This is a genomic window from Streptomyces sp. NBC_01244 (assembly GCF_035987325.1).
Classification (GTDB): Bacteria; Actinomycetota; Actinomycetes; order Streptomycetales; family Streptomycetaceae; genus Streptomyces.
The window spans coordinates 840574-860962 of sequence record NZ_CP108488.1 but is presented as its reverse complement, the minus strand read 5'-3'; the positions used below and the strand labels follow the sequence as shown (position 1 = coordinate 860962).

The following is a 20389-nucleotide window of genomic DNA, read 5'->3' as shown; positions in this document are numbered from 1 at the left end:
CGGTGGTTCGGGTCTCGACACACCGGATATGTCTCGCGCCTACCCCGTCACGGGTCGCCAAACCCGGGCGGTACGGTGTCGATGGGGAAGAGGGGGAGGGAGCCGGTGATGTCCAGCAGCCGCAGCATCTGGGCGTTCGGCGCCGCCAGGCGCAGCGTGCGGCCGCCCTCCAGTGCCTGCAGGCGGGCCCGGAGCAGCAGGTTCAGTCCGGCGGAATCGCAGAAGGTGAGAGCGCTGAGGTCGACGACGATGTCGGCGGGGCCGTCCCATCGGGTCACCGCTTCGAGCAGCACGGCGCGCACCTCGTCGACCCGGCTGAGGTCCATCTCCCCCGACAGGCGGACCACGGCCGCCTCCCTGGCAGGGGGAGGCGGGCCGGCAGGATCGTGCGCGCCGTGCTCGTCCGGCATCCTCAGCGCTGTCCCTTGGCCTTCTTCATCTTGTCCGCGGCGTCGGAGGCCATTTCCTCGGCCTTGCCCGCCATCCGCTCGGTGCTTCCCTCCGCCTGCATGCGCTTGTCGTCCATCGCGCTGCCGAGGTTCTCCTTCAGCTTCCCCTTGGCCTGCTTCGCCTTGCCCTTTGCCTTGCCCATGACGATTTCTTCCTTCCTGAGGGGGTACTGCTGCCACCATGCGTCAGGGGGCGGCGGCCTGCAATCCGTAGCGAATTGCCCGATATCTTGACCGCCCGGGCCTGTGGAAGTCCGGCGAGGAATGCGGTACGGGGCCCCGGGTAGGCGTCCCGTATGCCCGTGTCCCCCAGTCCGAGGAGCGATCATGCCTCGTGGTTCCAGTGCCAAGCGGGAGCGCCAGTACGAGCACATCAAGGAGAGCGCCGAGAAGCGCGGCGAGAGCGCCGAGCGGGCGAAGGAGATCGCCGCGCGGACCGTCAACAAGGAGCGGGCCCGTGCGGGGGAGTCCGAGACGGCGAGCAAGAGCTCCATCGAGGACATCTCCTCGGCCAGGCGCGGCGGGCTGCGCTCGCACCAAGGCGCGCAGGGGCCGACGTACGACCAGCTCTACGCGGAGGCCAAGCGGCGCAATCTGCACGGCCGTTCCTCCATGGACAAGGCCGAACTGAAGCGCGAGCTCGGCTACTGACGGCCGCCCCGGCTCCGTTCCTCGTCCCCCCGTCCTCTCGTCTCATCGCCCCGTGACGCCGTTCCCCGTGGGACTTCCGAGGGGAACGGCGTCACGGGGCGATGTCGTGCGTGCGGCACCAGCCGATCGCCAGCCGGATGAGCCGGATGAGCCGGATGGGGGTGAGCACCCAGACCGCGGCGAAGGCCCAGATCAGTGGGGGCGAAGACGTGGCGACGGCGTAGACGGGCAGGGTCGCGCAGGCGACGCCGAGGGCCCACGTGAACAGGCCCGCCCGGAGGTGGCGGCTCCAGCTGCCGGGAGCGGTCCAGGATCTGGCGCGAAGCCCCTCTCCTGCCGATTCCTTCTGCGCGGCCGCTGTCCTACGGACGTGGAGCGGCCGAAGTGAACCCGATGCATTCGACGTCGATCTGATCGGCGAGTTCGGTCAGTACGCCCGCCAGGTCCCGGACGGTCTGCTCGTCGCCGCGCATCTCTCCGGTGTGCTCCGATTCCAGCCAGTCGGCCGCGAGGCTGCGCAGGAGTCCGGTGACGTGATCGGCGGGGATCAGCAGTACGCCGTCATCCGCGGGTATCAGCGGTATGGACATCTGGATCATGGAACCGTCTCCCGAGCGTCCGTGCGCGTCCGCTCCGTCACTTGCGCGCTACCAATAGTGCCGCCGCCCTCCGACCGCGTGCCCGACGGAGCCGAGCACCCACAGGACGACCCCGATGACGACGAGGATGATCCCCAACGTCCACAGGATCGAAATGCCGAGGAGGTAGCCGATGATCAACAGGACGATGCCAAGCGCGATCATGATGTTCTCCCATCTCGCAGGCTGCTTCTGCCCCGATCCGCTGCCGGAATGCAGCGGGAGGTGGCCCAGTCCGGTGGGCGGGCCGCATCCGGAAGTATCTTGACGTCAAGATTGATCTCGGGCAGGCTTCCGCTGGTATCTCGATGTCGAGATACTTTCGCGGGGGCTCGGAGGCAATGGGATGCGGCGGCGCGGTACGGGGATCGGGAAGGGTCCGCAGGGGTGGCGGGAGCGGCCGGTGCAGCCGGTGCGGCCGGTACGGGAGCGGGAGCGACGGCCCGGACTGGTGGCGCAGTTGCGGCGGCCGCCCGGCGGTCGGGACGCTCGGATCATGCTGCTCGCCCAGCTCCTCGACCGCACCGGAACGGGCGTCTGGGCGGCCTCCTCGGTCCTCTACTTCACCTTCGTCTTGGGCCTGGACGCCGGCCGGATCGGCCTCCTCCTGGGCGCCGCGGCCGTCGCGGGCATCGCCGGATCGCCCCTGGCGGGGCACCTGGCGGGCCGCTTCCCGGTACGGTCCCTGCTGATCGGCTGTCACCTGCTGCGCCTCGGAACCCTCGGGGCACTGCTCGTGGTCACCCGCTTCGACGTGCTGCTGCCCCTGGTCGCCGTCACCTACCTCGGCGACCGGGCGGCCAAGGCGCTGGAGATGCTCTTCGCCACACGGGTGGCGGGTGAGCGGCGCGGCACCTATCAGGCCCTGTCGCGCAGTACGGCGAACGCCGGTTACGCGGTGGGCGCGGGGATCGCCGCCGCCGGCCTCGCCGTCGGGACGCCGGCGGCGTACCAGGTGCTGATCCTGGGCAACGCGCTCTCGTTCGCCGCTGCCGCGGCTCTGGTCTGGCGTACCCGGGAACCGCGAGCCGAGGGGCGGGTGGCCGCGGGTGCGGGGGATGCGTTGACGGGGGGCGCGGCCTCCGGGGGCGGCGCGGGGGCCGGGGATGCCGCGACCGGAGATGCCGCACTCGGGGATGCCGCGCCCGGCCGGGCGGGGGCGCCGAGCCCGTGGCGGGACCGGGGCTATCTGCGCTTCGTCCTGCTCGACATCCCCATGAACCTCGACGACTCGGTCCTGGCCGTCGGCCTGCCGCTCTGGCTCGTGGCACACACCGACGCACCGCACGCGCTGGTTCCGGCCTTCCTCGTCATCAACACCGTGCTGGTCGTCGTACTCCAACTCCGCGTCTCCGCCAGGTTCGAGGAACCCCGCCAGGCCGCGGCGGCGGTCTCCTTGTACGGGCTGACGATGCTCGCCTGCTGCACCCTCCTGGCCCTCACCTCCGGTGCCGGGACCGTGGCCGCGACGGTCGTACTGCTCGCCGCGGCGGTGCTGGTCACGGCCGCGGAACTGCTGCGGTCGGTGAGTTCCTGGGAGCTGGCGGTCTCACTCGCCCCCGAGGAAGCGCGGGCGTCGTACCTGGGGGTGGCGGGCATGGCCCAGTCCGTCCAGAAGTCCGCCGGTCCGCTGCTCCTGACCGGAGTGGTGATGACGGCCGGGCCCGCGGGCTGGCTGGCCCTCGGCGCGGGGATCACGGCCCTGTCGGTGCTCCAGCGGCGCTCCGCCGTCCGCCGCCTCGACTTCGTCCTCGCCCCATCCGCCTCCGCCTCCGCCTCCGCCTCCGCCCCCGCCGCGCCCTCGCCGTCCGCTGCGCGGACGGGCTGACGGGCTGGCGACACCGCGCTCCCTGGAGCCGGGTACGGGCGGAGGGGTACGCGTACGTAGGGCTCGGGCCCGGGCGGCCGGACCGACCATCGTCCAGGCGGAGTCGTGCGCGGTGAACCCGATGTGCGGGTAGTAGTTCACGGCCGCCGGGGCCGCCAGAAGGATCAGCGTGTCCAGAGGCCGGTTTCCGCCGTGGTGCCCAGCGCCTCCGCGCCAGGGCCGGGCCGGCCATTCTCCATGTGCGCCGCGAGCTCGCGGCCCCGGGGGGACCGGCGGGACGAGGGCGGCCGTGGACGCCCTCGTCGCCGACCGGGAGGTGGCGTCGAGGCTGGGCTGACCCGGCGAGGGGCTGATCCCCGGTGCCTCCTTTAGAACCAGGTGAGGGTGAGGGGGAAGGTGGTGGTGGCGGTGGCTCCGGTGGTGTCGGTGGCGGTGGCGGTGATCTGGAGGGTTCCGGTGGCCCAGGGTTTGCCGGTGATGCGGCCGGTGGTGGTGTCGAGGGTCAGGCCCCAGGGCAGTCCGGTGGCGGCGTAGCGGACCGGGGGCTTGCCGCCCGTGGTGGTGAGCTGGACGGTGCAGTTCTGGTTGAACTTGCAGCTCTGCGGGCCGGGGTTGCCCAGCTTCAGGTCACCGGGCGTGGGTGTGGGGGTGGGAGTCGGGGTGGGTGTGGGCGTGGGTGTGGGAGTCGGCGTCGGTGTCGGGGTGGGTGTCGGGGTGCCGCCGCAGCCCGGGGTGGCCTCCGGGGGGAGCGGGACGCGCCAGATCTGGGTGTCGTTCTCCGATCCGACGAGCAGGGTGGTGCAGTCGAGGTAGGTCACCGTCTCGCCCTGTGACTGCGCGGGCAGGGCCACGTCCGCGAGCTTGGTGCCAGAGGTGTCGTACACCGAGGCCGTGTTGGCCCCCAGGGGGCCGCCGCTGCGCAGGGTGTACGAGGCCCCTGACGGGGAGAACGCGCCGTCGGTGGCGAACACCGGGCCCGGCCGGACGGCGGTCAGGGTCCCCAGCTGCCCCGGTACCGGCGGCAGCGGCGCCTGGTACAACTGGCCCGTGGCTCCGATGAGTTTGCTCGCGATGTGGATCCTGCCGGTGACGGGATCGGCGAGCAGGGATTCGGCGTCGTGCTTCCCGTCTGCGTACGCGAAGCGGTACGTCACGGGCGTCACCGAGGCGTTGGAGAGCTGGTCGGGCTCGGCGAAGGAGTGCACGGTGATCTCGGCGCGACTGCCGAAGTTGTCGCCGATGTCGCCGACCAGGATCGCGGGGCGGCCGGAGGAGTCCTTGCCGATGGTCAACCCCTCCCAGTCGGTGTTGCCGACCCCGGAGACCGTGTACGTGGCCTTGAGCAGGCCGGTGGCGCCACTGCAGTCGATGGCGAAGACCCGGTTGGTGTTGCCGCTGTCGTTGACGGCGTAGAAGACGCCGGGGTGTTTGCGGCTCATGGCGAGCCCGCTGATCTCGGCCAGGCCCCCGGGGAGGGTGCACTGGCGTTCGGGAGCGGCGGCAGCGTTGGTGGCGCCGGACAGGGGTGCGGACGCGGGCATCGCGGCCGTGGGGGCGGCGTCCGCGGGCCCGGCGGCCGGTCCGGTCAGCCAGGCCGCTGCCGGCAGGACCATGGCGAGGGCCGCGGTGGTGAGGGCGGCGGCCCGCGGGGGTGTGAGGAGTAGTCGGAACATGCCCACCATGTGAGGGGGAGTCAGGTTGCGGCGCCAGGGTCAATCGTCCCCCGTTTGAGCATCGTTCAATGCCGGACGGGCATGTCCGGCCGCCGGGAGGGACCTCCGGTCGGCCCGCCCGGGACGTGTGGCGCCCGCGACCCGCACGGGTCACCGGGAGGGCTCGCGTACGGGTGCCTTGTGCCGGGCGTGCGCGATGAAGGCGCGGGCGGCCCGGCTCAGCGGCCGGCGGGCGTGTGCGATACCCACCGGGCGCAGGAGCGGCGGGGTGAAGGAACGTATCTCCGCCCTGCTGCCGAAGGCCCTGGCGACCACGTCGCGGTACCAGATGAGGGAGCCGCGGCCGTCGGTCACTCCGGTCACCCAGCCGAGGCGTTCGTCCACCTCCAGGCAGGGCACCGGGCGCACGCCCAGACAGCTGAACATGGCCTCCATCTCGGTGCGCCGGCCCGTCCCGGGGGTGGGTAGCACCATGGGCAGCCCGTCGAGTGCGCGGAACGGCAGCGGGTCGGGCAGTGCGGACCCGACGGGGGAGATGAGCACCACCTCGCGCTCCTGGATGTAATGGGTGGAGAGTTCCCCGTCGAGGGGGAGATCCACGAGCGCCAACTCGGCCCGGCTCTGGGTCAGTTCCTGCACCACGGCTTCGCGGCTGTCGTACTGGTGGAGTCTGACGTCGAGGCCGGGGTGCCGCTCCGTGAAGGTATGTACCAGCTCGGAGGCCAGATCGAGGGCCAGGGTGGGAGTGGTCACCACGGCCAGGGCGGCCCTGGCGCCCAGACCGTGGGGAGTGCCGATATCGTCGATCGCCTCCACCGCGTCGAGCACGGTACGGGCCAGCCGGACGACCCGGGCCCCTTCCGGCGTGAGGTCCACCCCCCTTCCCCGGCGGGCGAGGAGATCGACGCCGAGGTCGCGCTCCATGGCTTGGACGGCCCGGGACAGGGCGGACTGCGCGACGAACACGGAGGCCGCCGCGCCGGTGATGGAACGGCAGTCGGCGACGGCGACGAGGTAGCGGAGCTGCGCGAGGGTGGGGGTCATGACCGGACGGTAACCGGGCAAGGGTGTACCTGTAAGACCGCGGCGGGTGAACAACCATCAGACTCCGCAAAGGTGTTCATGCCGGACTGGTGACAACTCATACCCATGCGGCATGAGCGCGGGCGCCGCGGGCGCGCCGGCCGGCGGGCCGGAGACGGGCCGTCCCGGCGCAACACCGCAGGCCACGGCCTTGGCGGGAGCGTGCCGACGGCGCGCCCGGGAGGTCGTCCGGGTGGGCGGGTGCCGTCAGGGGTGCGAAGTGAACGGCTCCGGATGGCCGTTGACAGTGCGAGGCCGTCACCGCACGATGCATCGCGGCGCCAGGGAATTTGACCACCGTTCAACCCTGCCCCGACGCATCGCCCGGCCGTTTCGCGTGCCGTCCACCCCGGATCCCCGGCGGGAGGGCGTCTCGTCCGCCGCCTTTCTCCCACGCCTTCCCGGTCTTCCGTCCCGCACTGCGCCATGTCACACCGCACTGGAAGAGGAGCGTCCGTGTCCCCCCAACCCGAGCCGTCCCCCCAGCCCTCGCCTGCCCTTCCGCAGCAGCAGCCCCAGCAGCCCCCGCCGGCTCCGCGCACGGCGCGGCCTTCCCGCACCCCGCGGCCTCCGCGGCCCGTCCGGCCGGTCGGGCCCGCACGATCCGTGACGACCGGACCATCGGGGGAGGAGCCCGCGCCGCTGGGGGAGCGGACCGGGCCGTCGGGCTCCGAGCGGACAGGGCCAACAGGGCCAACAGGGCGAACAGGGCCAACAGGGCCAACAGGGCGAACAGGGTCAACAGGGCCAACAGGGCGGGCGGAGCGGGCCGAGCCGACTGAGCGGTCGGCTCCCGGGTCGATCGAGCCGTCGCCTTCCGCGTGGCGGCCCGGGCGGCCCGGGCGCCTCCGCGCCGCCGACCGCGACCTTGTCGTCGCGGTCAGCCCGTTCGGGGAGCCCAACCCGCGGATCGTCACCGCCGCGGAGCGCGCCGGCGCCCTGGGCCTGCTCGACCTCGGCCGGGACGCCGGGGCGGCGCGGCGCGGTGTGGCCGAGATCGCCCGGCGTCTCGGAGCCGGCCGCTACGGCGTACGGGTGCCCGAGGGCTGCCCGATCGGCCCAGAGGAGCTGCCGGCCGAGGTGGACACCGTGCTGCTCGCCGACCCCGCGGCCCACACCCCGGACGGGGTGGCCGGCTGGGCGGCCGCCGCGGGGCGGCCCCGGGTGTGGGCCGAGGTCACCGATCCGGCCCAGGCCGCGCTCGCGGTGGCCGCGGGAGCGGAGGCGCTCGTGGCCAAGGGGCACGAGGCGGGCGGCCGGGTGGGCGGGACCACCACCTTCGTACTCCTCCAACAGCTGCTCGCCGACCCCGCGTTCGGACTGCCCGTACGGGCATACGGCGGGATCGGGCCGCACACCGCGGCCGCGGCAGTCGCGGGCGGAGCCGCCGGCGTGCTGGTCGACGTACAACTGGCCCTCACGCCCGAGGGAGAGGCCGGGCTGCCCGCCGAAGTGGCCGCGGCCGTACGGGCCATGGACGGCTCCGAAACGAAGCTGGTGCAGGGCCACCGGGTCTACGCGCGCCCCGACCTGACCCCGCCGCAGGGCCCGGCCGCCGGCCTGCTGGGCGCCCGGGACCTGCGGACACAACTGCTCCCGGTCGGCCAGGACGGGGCCGCGGCGGCCCGGCTGGCCGTCCGCCACCGGACGACCGGAGGCATCCTCCAAGCCATCCGGGCGGCCGTCGCGGGACACCTGGAGGCCGTCGTACGGGCCCGGCCGCTGGGGGGCGGCCACGGCCCGGGGCGGCCGCTCCCGGTGGCGCAGGGGCCGATGACCCGGGTCAGCGACCAGGCGGCCTTCGCCGAAGCGGTGGCCGCCGGGGGCGGGGTCCCCTACCTGGCGCTCGCGGTCATGGAGGGGCCGCAGGTGCGCCGCCTCCTCACCGAGACCGCCGCGCGGCTCGGGGAGCGGCCCTGGGGCGTGGGGATGCTCGGCTTCGCCCCCGCCGAGCTGCGGGCCGAGCAGCTCGCGGCCGTCGCCGAGGTGCGTCCGCCGTACGCGATCATCGCGGGCGGCACCCCGGGGCAGGCGGCTCCGCTGGAGGCAGCCGGGACCCGGACCCATCTCCACGTGCCCTCGCCGGGCCTGCTGGAGCGGTATCTCGCCGACGGGGCACGGCGGTTCGTGTTCGAGGGGCTGGAATGCGGGGGCCACGTCGGGCCGCGCGCCTCGTTCCCGCTGTGGGAGGAGCAGATCGAGCTGCTGCTCTCCTGCCCCGAACCGGCCGCGCTGGACGTGCTGTTCGCGGGAGGAGTCCACGACGCCCGCTCCGCCGCGATGGCCGCCGCCGCGGCGGCCCCGCTGGCCGAACGGGGTGCGCGCATCGGGGTGCTCATGGGCACCGCGTACCTGTTCACCGAGGAAGCGGTGGCCGCGGGCGCGGTCGTGCCCCGCTTCCAGCGGGCGGCGCTGGAGTGCGCCGACACCGTACTGCTGCACACCGCGCCCGGGCACGCCACGCGCTGCGCGCTCACCCCGTACGCGGACACCTTCGAGGCCACCCGGCAGCGGCTCGCGGAAAGCGGCGCCGAGCCGCGCGAGGTGTGGGAGGAGCTGGAGCGGCTCAACCTGGGACGGCTCCGGATCGCCAGCAAGGGCCTGCGGCGCGGGGTGGACGGCGCCGGACTGGAGCCGGTGAGCGAGGAACAACAGGGCTCCGAGGGGCTGTTCATGCTCGGTCAGGCCGCCACCCTGCGCTCCGGGACCACCACGATCGCCGCCCTGCACGCCGAAGTCACCCAAGGGGCGACCGAGTTGCTCAGGCAGCGCGCCCGGGAACTCGCCGGCCCGGACCCCGAAGGCGGTACGGCGGACGCGATGGCCGCTGCCGCCACCGACGCCGCACGGCCCGAGCCGCTGGACGTCGCCGTGGTCGGCATGGCGTGCGCCTACCCCGGCGCGCCGGACCTCGCCGCCTACTGGGCCCGGATCCTGGACGGGAGCGACGCCGTGACCGAGGTCCCGGCCGAACGCTGGGATCCGGCCTTCCACTTCGACCCCGACCCGGCACGGGCGGGCGAACGCACCCCGTCCCGCTGGGGCGGCTTCCTCGGCCCGATGCCCTTCGACGCCCTCGCGCACGGCATCCCGCCGGCCTCGCTGGCCGGGATCGAACCGGTGCAACTGCTAGCCCTGGAGATCTCCGCGCGGGCCCTGGCGGACGCCGGGTACGGCAAGGAGCGGGAGTTCGACCGGTCCCGGACCTCGGTCGTGTTCGGCGCGGAAGCCGGCACCGAGCTGGCGGGCGCGTACGGGCTGCGCGCGCTGTACCCCGGATACCTGGGCGAGCTCCCGCCCGAACTGGACGAGCAGCTCCCGCGACTCACCGAGGACTCCTTCCCCGGTGTGCTCGCCAACGTCATCGCGGGCCGGGTCGCGAACCGGCTGGACCTCGGCGGCGCGAACTGCACGGTCGACGCCGCCTGTGCCTCCTCGCTGGCCGCGCTCGACCTTGCCTGCCGCCAACTGCGCGACAGGGACAGCGACATGGTGCTGTGTGGGGGCGCTGACGTCCACAACGGCATCAACGACTACCTGCTGTTCTCCTCGGTCCGAGCACTGTCCCCGGGCGGCCGCTGCCGGCCCTTCGACGCGGCCGCCGACGGGATCGCCCTCGGGGAGGGGGTGGGGGCGCTCGTACTGAAGCGGCTCGCCGACGCGGAGCGGGACGGCGACCGGGTGTACGCCGTGATCAAGGCGGTCGGAGCCGCCAGCGACGGACGCTCCCTCGGTCTGACCGCACCCCGGCCGGAGGGGCAGCGCAGGGCCCTGGACCGGGCCTACGCACGGGCCGGGATCAACCCCGGCGAGGTCGGCCTCGTCGAGGCGCACGGCACCGGCACCGTGGTCGGCGACACCACCGAACTGGCCGTACTGACAGCCCTGTTCACCGAGTCCGGCGCCGCCACCGGAGCCTGCGCCCTGGGCTCGGTGAAATCGCAGATCGGGCACACCAAGTGCGCGGCCGGGCTCGCCGGACTGATCAAGGCGGTCCGGGCGGTCCACTCGGGCGTACGGCCGCCGACCCTGCACCTCGACGCACCGGTCCCGGCCTGGAACGCGGAGACCAGCCCCTTCTCCTTCGACACCGGGGCCAGGCCGTGGGCGGTGCCCGCCGAACGGCGGATCGCCGGGGTGAGCGCCTTCGGGTTCGGCGGCACCAACTACCACGCGGTGCTGACCGGTTACGCGGGAGCGGAGGAGCCCCGGCACGGCGTGGAGGAATGGCCGGCCGAACTGTTCTGCTTCCGCGGCGAGGACCGGCGTGCGGCGGGCCGGGCGATGGCCCGGCTGGCGGCCAGGCTGGAGGAGAACGACGCGGCCGGGCGTCCGTGGGCGCTGCGGGACCTCGCCGCGGAGGCCGCGGCCGGGGCGGGTGCGGTACGGGTCGCGGTCGTGGCCGCCGACCTGGACGAGCTGGCGGCCCGGCTGGAGCTTGCGCGGGCCTTCACGCCGGGCGAGGGGGTCCACGTACGGGAGGACACGGCGGAGCCAGGCCAGGTGGCCTTCCTCTTCCCCGGCCAGGGCAGCCAGCGATCCGGCATGCTGGGGGAGTTGTTCACCGGCTTCCCGCCCCTGCGGGAGCTGCTGGACGCGGCGCCGGCGGCAGTGGTCTCCGCGATGTTCCCCCCGGCGGCCTTCACCGCACGGGGGCGGACCGCCCAGCGGGCCGCGGTCACCGACACCCGGGTGGCCCAGCCGGCCCTCGGGCTGGTGGGCTCGGCGGCGCACCTGCTGCTGGGGGAGCTGGGCGTACGGCCGGACTGCGTGGCCGGGCACTCGTACGGCGAGCTCACCGCGCTGTGGGCGGCGGGGGTGTGGGACCAGGAGAGCCTGCTGCGGCTGAGCGCGCGCCGGGCCGAAGCCATCCTCGCGGCCGCCGGGACGGATCCGGGGTCGATGGCGGCGGTGACGGCCGCGCCGGAAGAGGTACGGGAGATCGCCGCGCGTGCCGGATGCGTGATCGCGAACCACAACGCACCCCGGCAGTGCGTGATTTCAGGGCCGGCCGCCGCCGTGGCCGATGCGGTGGCCGCTCTGCGGGAGGCGGGCCTGACGGCGGCCCCGCTCCCCGTGGCCTGCGCGTTCCACAGCGAGGTGGTGGCGGGGGCGGCCACGGCCCTGGCCGAGGAACTCGCCGGGACGGAACTGGCCGACGCCGCCGTCCCGGTCTGGTCGAACACGACGGCCGGCCCGTACCCGGTGACCGCCGATGCGGTACGGGACCTGGTGGCCCGTCAAGTCGCCGAGCCGGTCCGGTTCGTGGAGCAGGTGGAGCACATGTACGCGGCCGGAGTCCGGACCTTCGTGGAGGCCGGACCGGGCCGGGTCCTGTCCGGTCTCGTCGGCCGCATCCTGGGCGACCGGCCCCACACGGCGGTGCCGCTGGACGTGCCCGGCGAGCACGGGCTGCTCCGCCTGGTCACGGCGCTGGCCGAACTGGCCGCGGCCGGCGTTCCGGTGGCACCCGAAGCCCTGTTCCGCGGCCGAACCTCCCCGCTCCCCGAGCGCGCTCCACGCCGCCCGGGCTGGCTGGTGGACGGCCACCTGGTCCGCACCCGGGACGGCAACCCCGTCCCCGGCGGCCTCCGCCCGGCCCGCCGGGTCCACGTCGCGGTACCCGAAGGAAAGGGAGCCCATCAGATGGCGCAGCCGAAGAACGGCACCGGTCAGGTGGGGAGTTCCGCCGAGTCGGGGGCCCACGCGAACGCCGGCCCCGCGAGCCTGCCGGCCCCTGCCGGGGTCGGGCACTGGCTGCCGGCCGGCAGCCCTGCGGAGGCCGGCTCGGCCTGGAGTTCCGCCCGGGAGGCGGCCATGGCGGACGGCCGCGAGAACGGCCGCCTCGCGAGCAACGGGCACGGCGCTGCCCCTGGCGGGGGTGGGCCTTGGTCGCAGGGCGCGGGTGCGGGTGCGGGCGCGGGCTCTGGCGTGGGCGGTTCGGGGAGTGGTGGTCCTTCCGGAGGCGGACACCGGCTGCCGGGCGGGGGGCCGGGTGCGGGTGGCTCGGGTGGAGGTTCCGCTCCGGTGGGAGGCCCGATGGGCGGGTACGCGGACCCGCACGACGGCCGGGCCGGGCTTCCGGCGGCCGAGGGGGCGACGTTCCTCTCCGGGAACGGTGGGCCGGCGGCCGGTTCGGTCGCGGGGGGTACGGATGGCCGGTACCTCTGGACCGCGAACGGCGGCCCCGGCGCGGGCCTTGAGCGGCCGGCGGGCCCGACCTCCTGGGCGGGCGCTCGCACCGGTCACATGGCCGAGCACACCGCACCTGCCCCGGCGGATCGCCGGGAGGAGGCGGTCCTGGAGTACCTTCGCGGATCGCGCGAACTGGTCCAGGCGCAGCGGGACGTCATGATCGGCTACCTTGCGTCGACCGCGACGGCGCCGTCCTGGAGCGGGCCGGCTCCGGCCGGGCACTTCGAGGTCACCACCGGCCCGGCCCGCGCGATCCCTCCTTCCCTCCTGGGTGCCACCCGTGGCTCCGCGGACTCGCAGGACGTGGGGGCGCCCCCGGACCGGGGCCGGGGGCAGGGGTTCACGGGCCCGCAGGGAGCGGAGGGCGTCCCGGGGACGCTCCAGGGCGCGTCTTGGGCTGCCCCCTGGTCCGAGCCCCGGCCGGACGGCCGAGGCGTGCCCGGGGGCGCCGATGGGGCCGGGCACGGTGCCCACGGAGTGGCCCCGGTGGGCGTGGATCCCGGTGTCGGGGGGTTCGGTGCGTGGTCGGCGGCTCCTGGTGGGGCGGCCGTTGACGGTGCGGTCACTGGTTCCGACGCCTCCTGGTCCGCCGCCCGGGTCGGGGGCGCGGCCGCGGGTCCCGGAGCAACCGGACCGTGGCCGACGGCTCCGGGTGGGCCGGCGTTTGACGGTGTCGTCCCGGGTTCCGGGCTGGTGGGCGGCGGGGCCACGGGCTCCGGGATGCCCGATGGCTTCGCCGCGGCTTCCGGGGCGCCCGGCGGCGTGGGTTTGGAGGTCGGGGCGCCCGGCGGCGCGGGCGTGGGGACCGGGATCCCCGGTGGTGCGGCCCCCGGTGGTGCGGCCCCCGGGGGTGGGATGCCCGGGGGTGGGATGCCCGGCGGTGTGGTCTCGGGATCGGGGATGCCAGGCGGCGAGGCCCCGGCGGACGGCCTGCCCGGGGGTGACGGCCGTGGGGACATGGGCGGCGGCGGGGGCGCGGCCCGTGCGGAGTCACGGTCCGCCGAGGAGGTGATGGACGTGATCGTGGAGATCGTCCACACCCGGACCGGGTACCCGCGGGACATGCTCGCTCCCGAGCTGGACCTGGAAGCGGACCTGTCCATCGACTCCATCAAGCGGGTCGAGATCATCGGCGCCCTGGCCGACCGGATCGGCCTGCCCCGGGATGCGGGCGGCTCCGCCGAGTCCGCGATCGAGGAGCTGTCCCGGATCAAGACCCTGCGCGGCATCGTGGACTGGGTCTCCGGCCACACCGCCCGGCCCGAGGCCCCGCCCGTCGAAGGGGAGGCCACGGCAGCGCCGGCGGCCCCGCCCGCGCTCGGCCGCCTCCGGGTGGAGCTGCACGCCCTGCCGCCCGCGCCCGGGGACCCGGAGGCCCTGCGGGGTCTGCGGATCGGGCTCGTCGGAGAGGCCGGGGACGGTCAGGGGGTCGTGCCCGCGCTCACCCGGGCCCTGCGGGCCCACGGGGCGGACGTCCGGCAACTGGCCGAAGACGACGCCGGGTTCGACGCCGGGTTCGAGGCCGGGTTCGACGCGGTCCTGGATCTCGCCGCCCTGCGGCCGGGAACGGAACCCGTCCTGCCCCAGCGCTTTCCCGGGCTGCAGCGGGCCCTGACCGGCGGTGTGCACCGGCTCCTGCTGGTCACCGTCCGCGGCGGGGCCGCCGGAGCGGGAGTGCACGGCTTCGCCCGCAGTGCCTCCCTCGAATATCCGGGCAAGCTGATCCGCGCCGTGGAGGTCCACTCCAAGGAGGACCCGGAGCGGATCGCGGCGCAGCTCCTCGCCGAGCTGAGCTGCGAACCGGCCGAGCCGGCCGAGCCGGCCGGCGCCACCACGTCCGTGGAGGCCCACGCCCCCGCCTCCGTCGCCTACACCGCCGAGGGCCTACGGGTCACCCCCAGGCCGGTACCCGCACCGCTCGCCCCCGGGGACGGAACGCCGCCCCTCGATGCCGACTCGGTGGTCCTGTTCACCGGCGGGGCCCGCGGGATCACCGCCCGGACCGCCCTGGCGGTGGCCCGGGCCACCGGATGCCACGTAGAGCTGATGGGGCGCACGCCTCGACCAGTTGCCGAAGCGGACGAGTTCGGGCACGCCGCCGACCGCGTCGCCCTGCGTGCCGCACTGATCGCCACCGGCCTGCGCACCCCTGCGGAGATCGAGGCCGCGGCCTCGCGGATCCTCGCCGAGCGAGAGGTGCGGGCCGCCCTGGCCGCCCTCGCGACCGTGGCCGCGTCCGTCGGCTACCACTGCGCGGACGTCACGGACGAGGAGGCGGTACGAGGCGTCGTGGCCGCCGTGCGGGCCCGCCACGGCCGGCTGGACGGGATCGTGCACGGAGCCGGGACCCTGAACGACGGACTGCTCCGCGACAAGCAACCGGCCGTCTTCGCCGAGGTGTTCACCACCAAGGTGACCGGCGCGCGCCACCTCGCCGCCGCCGCGGCCGAGCACGGCACGGCTCCCGCACCCCGTTTCCTCGCCCTGTTCGGCAGCGTGGCGGGCGTGTACGGAAACCGGGGGCAGACCGACTACGCCGCCGCCAACGACGCCCTCGACGGCCTCGCGCACATCTGGGCTGAGAACTTCCCGGGCCGCGTGCTCTCCCTTGACTGGGGCCCCTGGTCCGCCGAGGCGGGCGGCATGGTCAGCCCCGAACTGGCGCGCGCGTACACCCGCCGGGGCATCGCGCTCATCGACCCGGAGGCGGGCGGCGCCGCGTTCCTCGCCGAACTCGCGCACGGGACCGACGTACAGGTGGTCCTGATGGCGGCCGACGGGCGCGAGGGGAGTGGACGGCGTGGCTGACCGCCATCGACAGGGCCAAGGCCAAGGCCAAAGCCAAAGCCAAAGCCAAGGTCTGGGGCAGCGGCGGCATCACCGCGGCCCTCGGCCCACCGATGCGGCGATCGTCGGGATGGGGGCCGTGTTCCCGGGCGCCGCGGACCTCGCCGCCTACCGCCGCAACCTCCTGGCCGGCACGGACTGCATAGGCGACGTCCCGCCGGGCCGCTGGGACCCCGAGGTGTACTACGACCCGGGCGGCGCCACCGGACCGGTCTCCGGCGACCGGTTCTACTGCCGTCGTGGAGGCTTCGTGGACGGGCTCGCGGCCTTCGACCCGACCCGGTTCGGCATCATGCCGGCCACCGTGGAAGGGGCCGAACCGGACCAGATGCTGGCCCTGCACGCCACGGCCGAAGCCATCGCCGACGCGGGCGGCGAGAGCCGCCTGCCTGCCGACCGCTCGCGGATCGGGGTCGTGCTGGGGCGCGGCGGCTTCATGGGCGTGGCCACCGCCCGGCTCGACCAACGGGTCCGTACGGCACACCAGTTGGCGCAGACCCTGCGGGAGCTGGCGCCCGAGCTCGGCGAGCGGCGGATCGCCGCGGTGCGCTCCGCCTTCCAGGAGGCGCTGGGCCCCGAACGGCCCGACGCCTCGATCGGACTCGTACCGAGCTTCACGGCCGCCCGGACCGCCAACCGGCTCGACTTCCACGGACCGGCCTACACCCTGGACGCGGCCTGCGCCTCCTCCCTGCTGGCCGTCGACCAGGCGGTGGGGCTGCTGGCCGGCGGCCGCTGCGACGCGGTGATCGCCGGAGCGGTGCACCACTGCCACATCGCCACCCTGTGGAGCGTGTTCACGCAGCTGCGCGCCCTGAGCCCCAGCGAGCGGATCCGCCCCTTCGACCGGCGCGCCGACGGAACCCTGCTCTCCGAGGGCACCGGGGTGGTGCTGCTGAAGCGGCTGGCCGACGCGGAGCGGGACGGAGACCGGATCTACGCGGTGATCCGCGGCACCGGCGTGGCCGGGGACGGCAGGGCGGCGAGCCTGATGAGCCCGCTCGTCGCCGGCCAGGTACGGGCGCTGGAACGGGCCTGGCGGGAAGCGGGTCTCGATCCGCGGGCGCCCGGCGCGCTGGGGCTGCTGGAGGCGCACGGCACCGGGACTCCGGTGGGGGACACGGCCGAACTGAACACCTTGGCCCAGGTGTTCGGACCGTCTGCGGGCGGTGGTGCGGGGGTCGGGGCAGGCCGCGACACCGGCTTCGATACCGGCCCCGAAACCGGCCTCGACGCCGGGAACGCGATCGGGAACGCAATCGGCTTCGGCTCGGTGAAGTCCATGCTCGGCCACACCATGCAGGCCTCCGGCATGGCCGGGCTGATCAAGGCCGCGCTCGCGGTGCACGAGGGGGTGCTGCCGCCGACCCTGCACCTGGAAGAGCCGCACCCCGGCCTGGCCCGGACCCGGATGCGGCCGGTGATGGCGGCCCAACCGTGGGAACGCGGGCCGGCGCCGCGCCGGGCCGGAGTGAACGCCTTCGGCTTCGGCGGCATCAACGCGCACGTGGTGCTGGAGGAGGCTCCCGGCGCCGCGCGCCGCGCCGCGCCCCCGGGCCTGTCGGCGCCCGCGCGACCGGCGGCGCCCGTACGCCGGTTCCTGCCCCTGGGCGGCCCGGCCGCCCCGGTGGGGGCTCCCGCGCGGGAAGAGGTGCTGCTGCTGGCGGCCTCCGACGCGGCCGAGTTGTCGGCCCGGCTCGCATCCGGCTCCCCGGTGTCCGGCGGCGACGGGTCCTGCCGGCTCGCCGTCGTGGGTCCCACGCCCCAGCGGCTCGCGCTCGCCGCGAAGGTGGTGGCGCGCGGCAGGCCGTGGCGCGGGCGCGGGGAGGTGTGGTTCACGCCCGCGCCGCTGGGAGGCCGGCTCGCCTTCCTGTTCCCGGGCCTGGAGCCCGAGTTCGCCCCGGCGCTGGACGATGTGGCGGACCGGCTCGGACTGGAGCGGCCCCGGCTGACCAGGGGCGAGGAGCTGACGGAGCGGGCCCTGGACGCCATCGCGACGGGCCGCTTCCTCGCCCGGGTGCTGCCCGAACTCGGCATCCAGGCCGATGTGCTGGCGGGCCACAGCCTGGGGGAGTGGGCGGCGATGGTGTCCGCCGGGATGTACCGGCAGGACGCGGCCGACACCTTCCTGGACTCGCTGCGACCCGGTTCGGTGAAGGTGCCCGACCTGGTCTACGCGGCACTGGGGTGCGGGACCCGGCGGGCGGAGGCCGCGCTGCACGGACTGGACGGCGTGGTGGTCAGCCACGACAACTGCCCGCACCAGTCGGTCGTCTGCGGGACTCCCGCCGAAGTGGCCACCGCTCTCGAGCGGTTGAAGGCCGAGGGTGTCCTCGGCCAGGAACTCCCCTTCCGTTCCGGCTTCCACACGCCCATGTGGGAACCCTACCTCGGCCAGGTGCGCGCCGCCTTCGCCCGACTGCCCCTCCAGCCCGGGACCTTGCCCCTCTGGTCGGCGACCACCTGCGCGCCGTTCCCCCCGGAGCCCGAAGCGGTGCGCGAGCTCGTGGTCCGCCATCTGCTCGAGCCGGTCCGCTTCCGTGCGCTGACGACGAGGCTGTACGAGGACGCGGGCGTCCGGGGCTTCGTCACGCTGGGCCCGGGCAGCCTGCCGGGCTTCGTCGAAGACACCCTGCGCGACCGCCCCCACTTCTCGGTGGCGGCCTCCTCGCCCCGGCTCACCGGCCTCGCCGCCCTGCGGCGCACCTGCGCCGCCCTGTGGACCGAGGGCCACGCCCCGCGCTGGGACCGCCTGGCCCCGGCCCCCGGCGGAACGGGAGGCCCGGACCGGGCCTGCGCCGGACCTGCCGGACCTGCCCGACCACCGGCAGCGCGGGCGGCCGGGCGAGCCGTGCTCCTGGACCTCGGTTCGCCGCTGGTCCGCCTCGGCGAGGCCGCACGCGCCGCCCTGACCGGCCTCCTGCCACAGGCCACCACCCCGACCGCCCCCACCCCGACCGCCCCGGCGCCCGCGGACCCCCGGCCGGTCCTCCTCTCCGCCCTGGACGCGATCCTCACCGAAGGACAGCCCGAGCCGGAGTCCCAGCCACAGCCCCAGCCACAGCCACAGCCTCAGTCCCAGCCGGAGTCCCAGAGCCGGACCCACACCCTGCGCCTCTCCCTCGCCACGCTGCCCTACGTACGGGACCACTGCGTCTACCTGCAGCCCGACGGATGGACGGAGGACTCCGACCGGTTCCCCGTCGTCCCCATGACGACGATGCTGGAGCTGGCGGCCGAGGCCGCGCTGCGGGACGCCCCGCCCGGCCTGGCCGTCATCGGCTACGAGCGGGTACGGGCCCTGCGCTGGCTCCCCGTGGAGCCGGCCCTCGACCTGGAGGTCACCGTACGGCCCGCCGGATCCGGGCGGGTGCGCGTGACCCTCGGGGAGTACGCCGACGTGTTCGTCCTCCTCGGAGAACGCTACGGATCCCTGCCCGGCCCCGACACGACCCCGCTGAGCGAGCCCCGGCCGGCCCCGGTCAGCGCCGAGGCCCTCTACCGGGACCGGTGGATGTTCCACGGCCCCCGCTTCGCCGGGGTGCACGAGGTGCGGGCCGTCGGCTCGGACGGCATCCGGGGCGTGCTGCGGGCGCTGCCCGACCCGGGGGCGTTGCTCGACGCCGCCGGGCAGCTCTTCGGGCACTGGATGCAGTTGCGGCTTCCCGTGGACCGGCTGGTGTTCCCCGCCACCGTGGACGGCATCCGCTTCTCGGGGCCCCCGCCGGCCCCCTACGAGCTCGTCTCGGCCACGGCCCGGATCCGCGAAGTCCGCGATGTCACCGTGCGCGGCGACATCGAGCTGCTGCGGGCCGACGGCCGGGTATGGGCCCGGATCGACGGCTGGACGTACCGCCGCTTCGGCGCCGACGAGCGGGTCTGGCCGATGAAGTTCACCCCGGAGGTCTGCGGCATCGGCGAACCCCGTCCCGAAGGCTGGTGCCTGGCCCGCCGCCGCTGGACCGACCCCGCCTCGCAGGAGCTGGTGATGCGCCGCTACCTCGGCGCCGCCGAGCGCGCCGCCTACGAGCGGCTGGGGCCGCGGGCCCGGGCACCCTGGCTGCTGGGCCGGATCGCCGCCAAGGACGCGCTGCGCCACCTGCTCTGGGACGGCGGAGCCGGGCCGGTCTTCCCCGCCGAGGTGCCGATCGGCAACGACCCGGCCGGGCGGCCCTTCGCCGGGGGCGCCCTGGCCGGGGGAGTCCACCTGACGATCGCCCACAAGGACCGGATCGCGGTCGCCCTCGCCCACCCCGGTCTGCCGGTCGGCATCGACGTGGAACACGTGACCACCGACCCCGACGCGCTCATCCGCATCGCCCTCGCGCCGGGCGAACTCGCCCTGGCCGAGCGGCTGGCGGCCCAGGAGGGCGCCGGACTCCCGGCCGCGCTCACCGCCCTGTGGTGCGCCAAGGAGGCGGCCGCCAAAGCCGCCGGAACCGGACTCGCAGGACGCCCGCGCGACTGGCGGACCACCGGCGACCCGGGCTCCGGCGAGCTGCGGGTGCTCTCCCCGGACGGGCACGCGTATCCGGTGCGCACCACCTTGCTCGCGCTCGCGGACGCGCCACTGGCCCACCCCGACCACGTGGTCGCCTGGACCGACCGGCCCGCGACTCCGTCCCCCGTCCCCTTCCACCTCACGGAGACCAGTCATGGCAGCTGACATCCTCGCCGAGATCACCGGCATGCTCGTGGAGATCGTCGGTGACGAGCACCTCCTCGCGGACGAGGTCACGATGAAGACGACGTTCAACGAGGATCTCGCCCTGGAGAGCATCGAGTTCGTCGCCCTCGCCGAACTCCTCCACCACCGCTACGGCGCCGAAGTCGACCTGATGGGCTTCCTGTCCGAGAAGGACATGGACGGCATCCTCGCCATGTCCGTGGGCGAACTCGTCACGCACATCGGCCGGATCACCCACGCCTCCCTCACCCACGCCTCCCTCACGCACGCCACCCGCACCCGTGCCTCGGCGAGCGGCGCCCGCGCCGCGGCCGCGACCGGATCGGACGGCTGATCCC

The 20389-nt window shown here is 74.9% G+C and carries 11 protein-coding genes; 5 read left to right on the top strand and 6 right to left on the bottom strand.

Going from position 1 to position 20389, the window contains the following annotated elements; translation table 11 throughout:
* Nucleotides 1-47 precede the first annotated feature (47 nt).
* Together OG247_RS03630 and OG247_RS03625 are read right to left on the bottom strand one after the other, a co-directional pair.
* Complete coding sequence (locus tag OG247_RS03630; protein ID WP_327250801.1) at nt 48-347, bottom strand: STAS domain-containing protein; 300 nt, start codon at nt 345-347, stop codon at nt 48-50.
* 65 nt (nt 348-412) lie between these two features.
* Nucleotides 413-592: a CsbD family protein gene (locus OG247_RS03625; protein ID WP_327250800.1), complete on the bottom strand. Its 180-nt coding sequence runs from the start codon at nt 590-592 to the stop codon at nt 413-415.
* Between the two features lie 184 nt (nt 593-776).
* On the opposite strand from OG247_RS03625, the gene OG247_RS03620 reads away from it, so the two are divergent.
* Nucleotides 777-1100 carry a plasmid stabilization protein gene (locus tag OG247_RS03620; RefSeq protein WP_327250799.1) on the top strand — a complete coding sequence of 108 codons (324 nt, stop codon included), beginning with the start codon at nt 777-779 and terminating at the stop codon, nt 1098-1100.
* Nucleotides 1101-1462: 362 nt separating this feature from the next.
* Here the strand turns inward: OG247_RS03620 and OG247_RS03615 are convergent, their stop codons facing one another.
* Together OG247_RS03615 and OG247_RS03610 are read right to left on the bottom strand one after the other, a co-directional pair.
* Nucleotides 1463-1699 (bottom strand): DUF6213 family protein, encoded by a 237-nt coding sequence (locus OG247_RS03615; protein ID WP_327250798.1) that lies wholly within the window; start codon nt 1697-1699, stop codon nt 1463-1465.
* A gap of 48 nt (nt 1700-1747) precedes the next feature.
* Nucleotides 1748-1903, bottom strand: coding sequence for a DUF6131 family protein (locus OG247_RS03610; RefSeq protein ID WP_327250797.1), 156 nt, complete (start codon nt 1901-1903; stop codon nt 1748-1750).
* 331 nt (nt 1904-2234) lie between these two features.
* Here OG247_RS03610 and OG247_RS03605 point away from each other — a divergent pair, with 331 nt between their 5' ends.
* Nucleotides 2235-3566 (top strand): MFS transporter, encoded by a 1332-nt coding sequence (locus tag OG247_RS03605; protein ID WP_327250796.1) that lies wholly within the window; start codon nt 2235-2237, stop codon nt 3564-3566.
* Between the two features lie 368 nt (nt 3567-3934).
* On the opposite strand, the gene OG247_RS03600 is transcribed toward OG247_RS03605, so the two are convergent.
* Together OG247_RS03600 and OG247_RS03595 are read right to left on the bottom strand one after the other, a co-directional pair.
* Nucleotides 3935-5239, bottom strand: a complete 1305-nt coding sequence (locus OG247_RS03600) for a putative Ig domain-containing protein (protein ID WP_327250795.1) — start codon at nt 5237-5239, stop codon at nt 3935-3937.
* A 150-nt stretch (nt 5240-5389) separates the two neighbouring features.
* Nucleotides 5390-6283 (bottom strand): LysR family transcriptional regulator, encoded by an 894-nt coding sequence (locus OG247_RS03595; RefSeq protein ID WP_327250794.1) that lies wholly within the window; start codon nt 6281-6283, stop codon nt 5390-5392.
* A 1026-nt stretch (nt 6284-7309) separates the two neighbouring features.
* Here OG247_RS03595 and OG247_RS03590 point away from each other — a divergent pair.
* The 3 genes from OG247_RS03590 (at nt 7310) to OG247_RS03580 (ending at nt 20385) form a co-directional block, all read left to right on the top strand.
* On the top strand, nt 7310-15325 hold the full coding sequence (locus OG247_RS03590; protein WP_327250793.1) for an SDR family NAD(P)-dependent oxidoreductase: 8016 nt from the start codon (nt 7310-7312) through the stop codon (nt 15323-15325).
* A 109-nt stretch (nt 15326-15434) separates the two neighbouring features.
* Nucleotides 15435-20030, top strand: a complete 4596-nt coding sequence (locus OG247_RS03585; protein WP_327250792.1) for a polyketide synthase — start codon at nt 15435-15437, stop codon at nt 20028-20030.
* The gene (locus OG247_RS03580) at nt 20020-20385 is read left to right on the top strand and encodes an acyl carrier protein (protein WP_327250791.1); all 366 of its coding nucleotides are present in this window, start codon (nt 20020-20022) and stop codon (nt 20383-20385) included. Before OG247_RS03585 ends, OG247_RS03580 begins: the two co-directional genes overlap by 11 nt.
* Nucleotides 20386-20389: the final 4 nt, after the last annotated feature.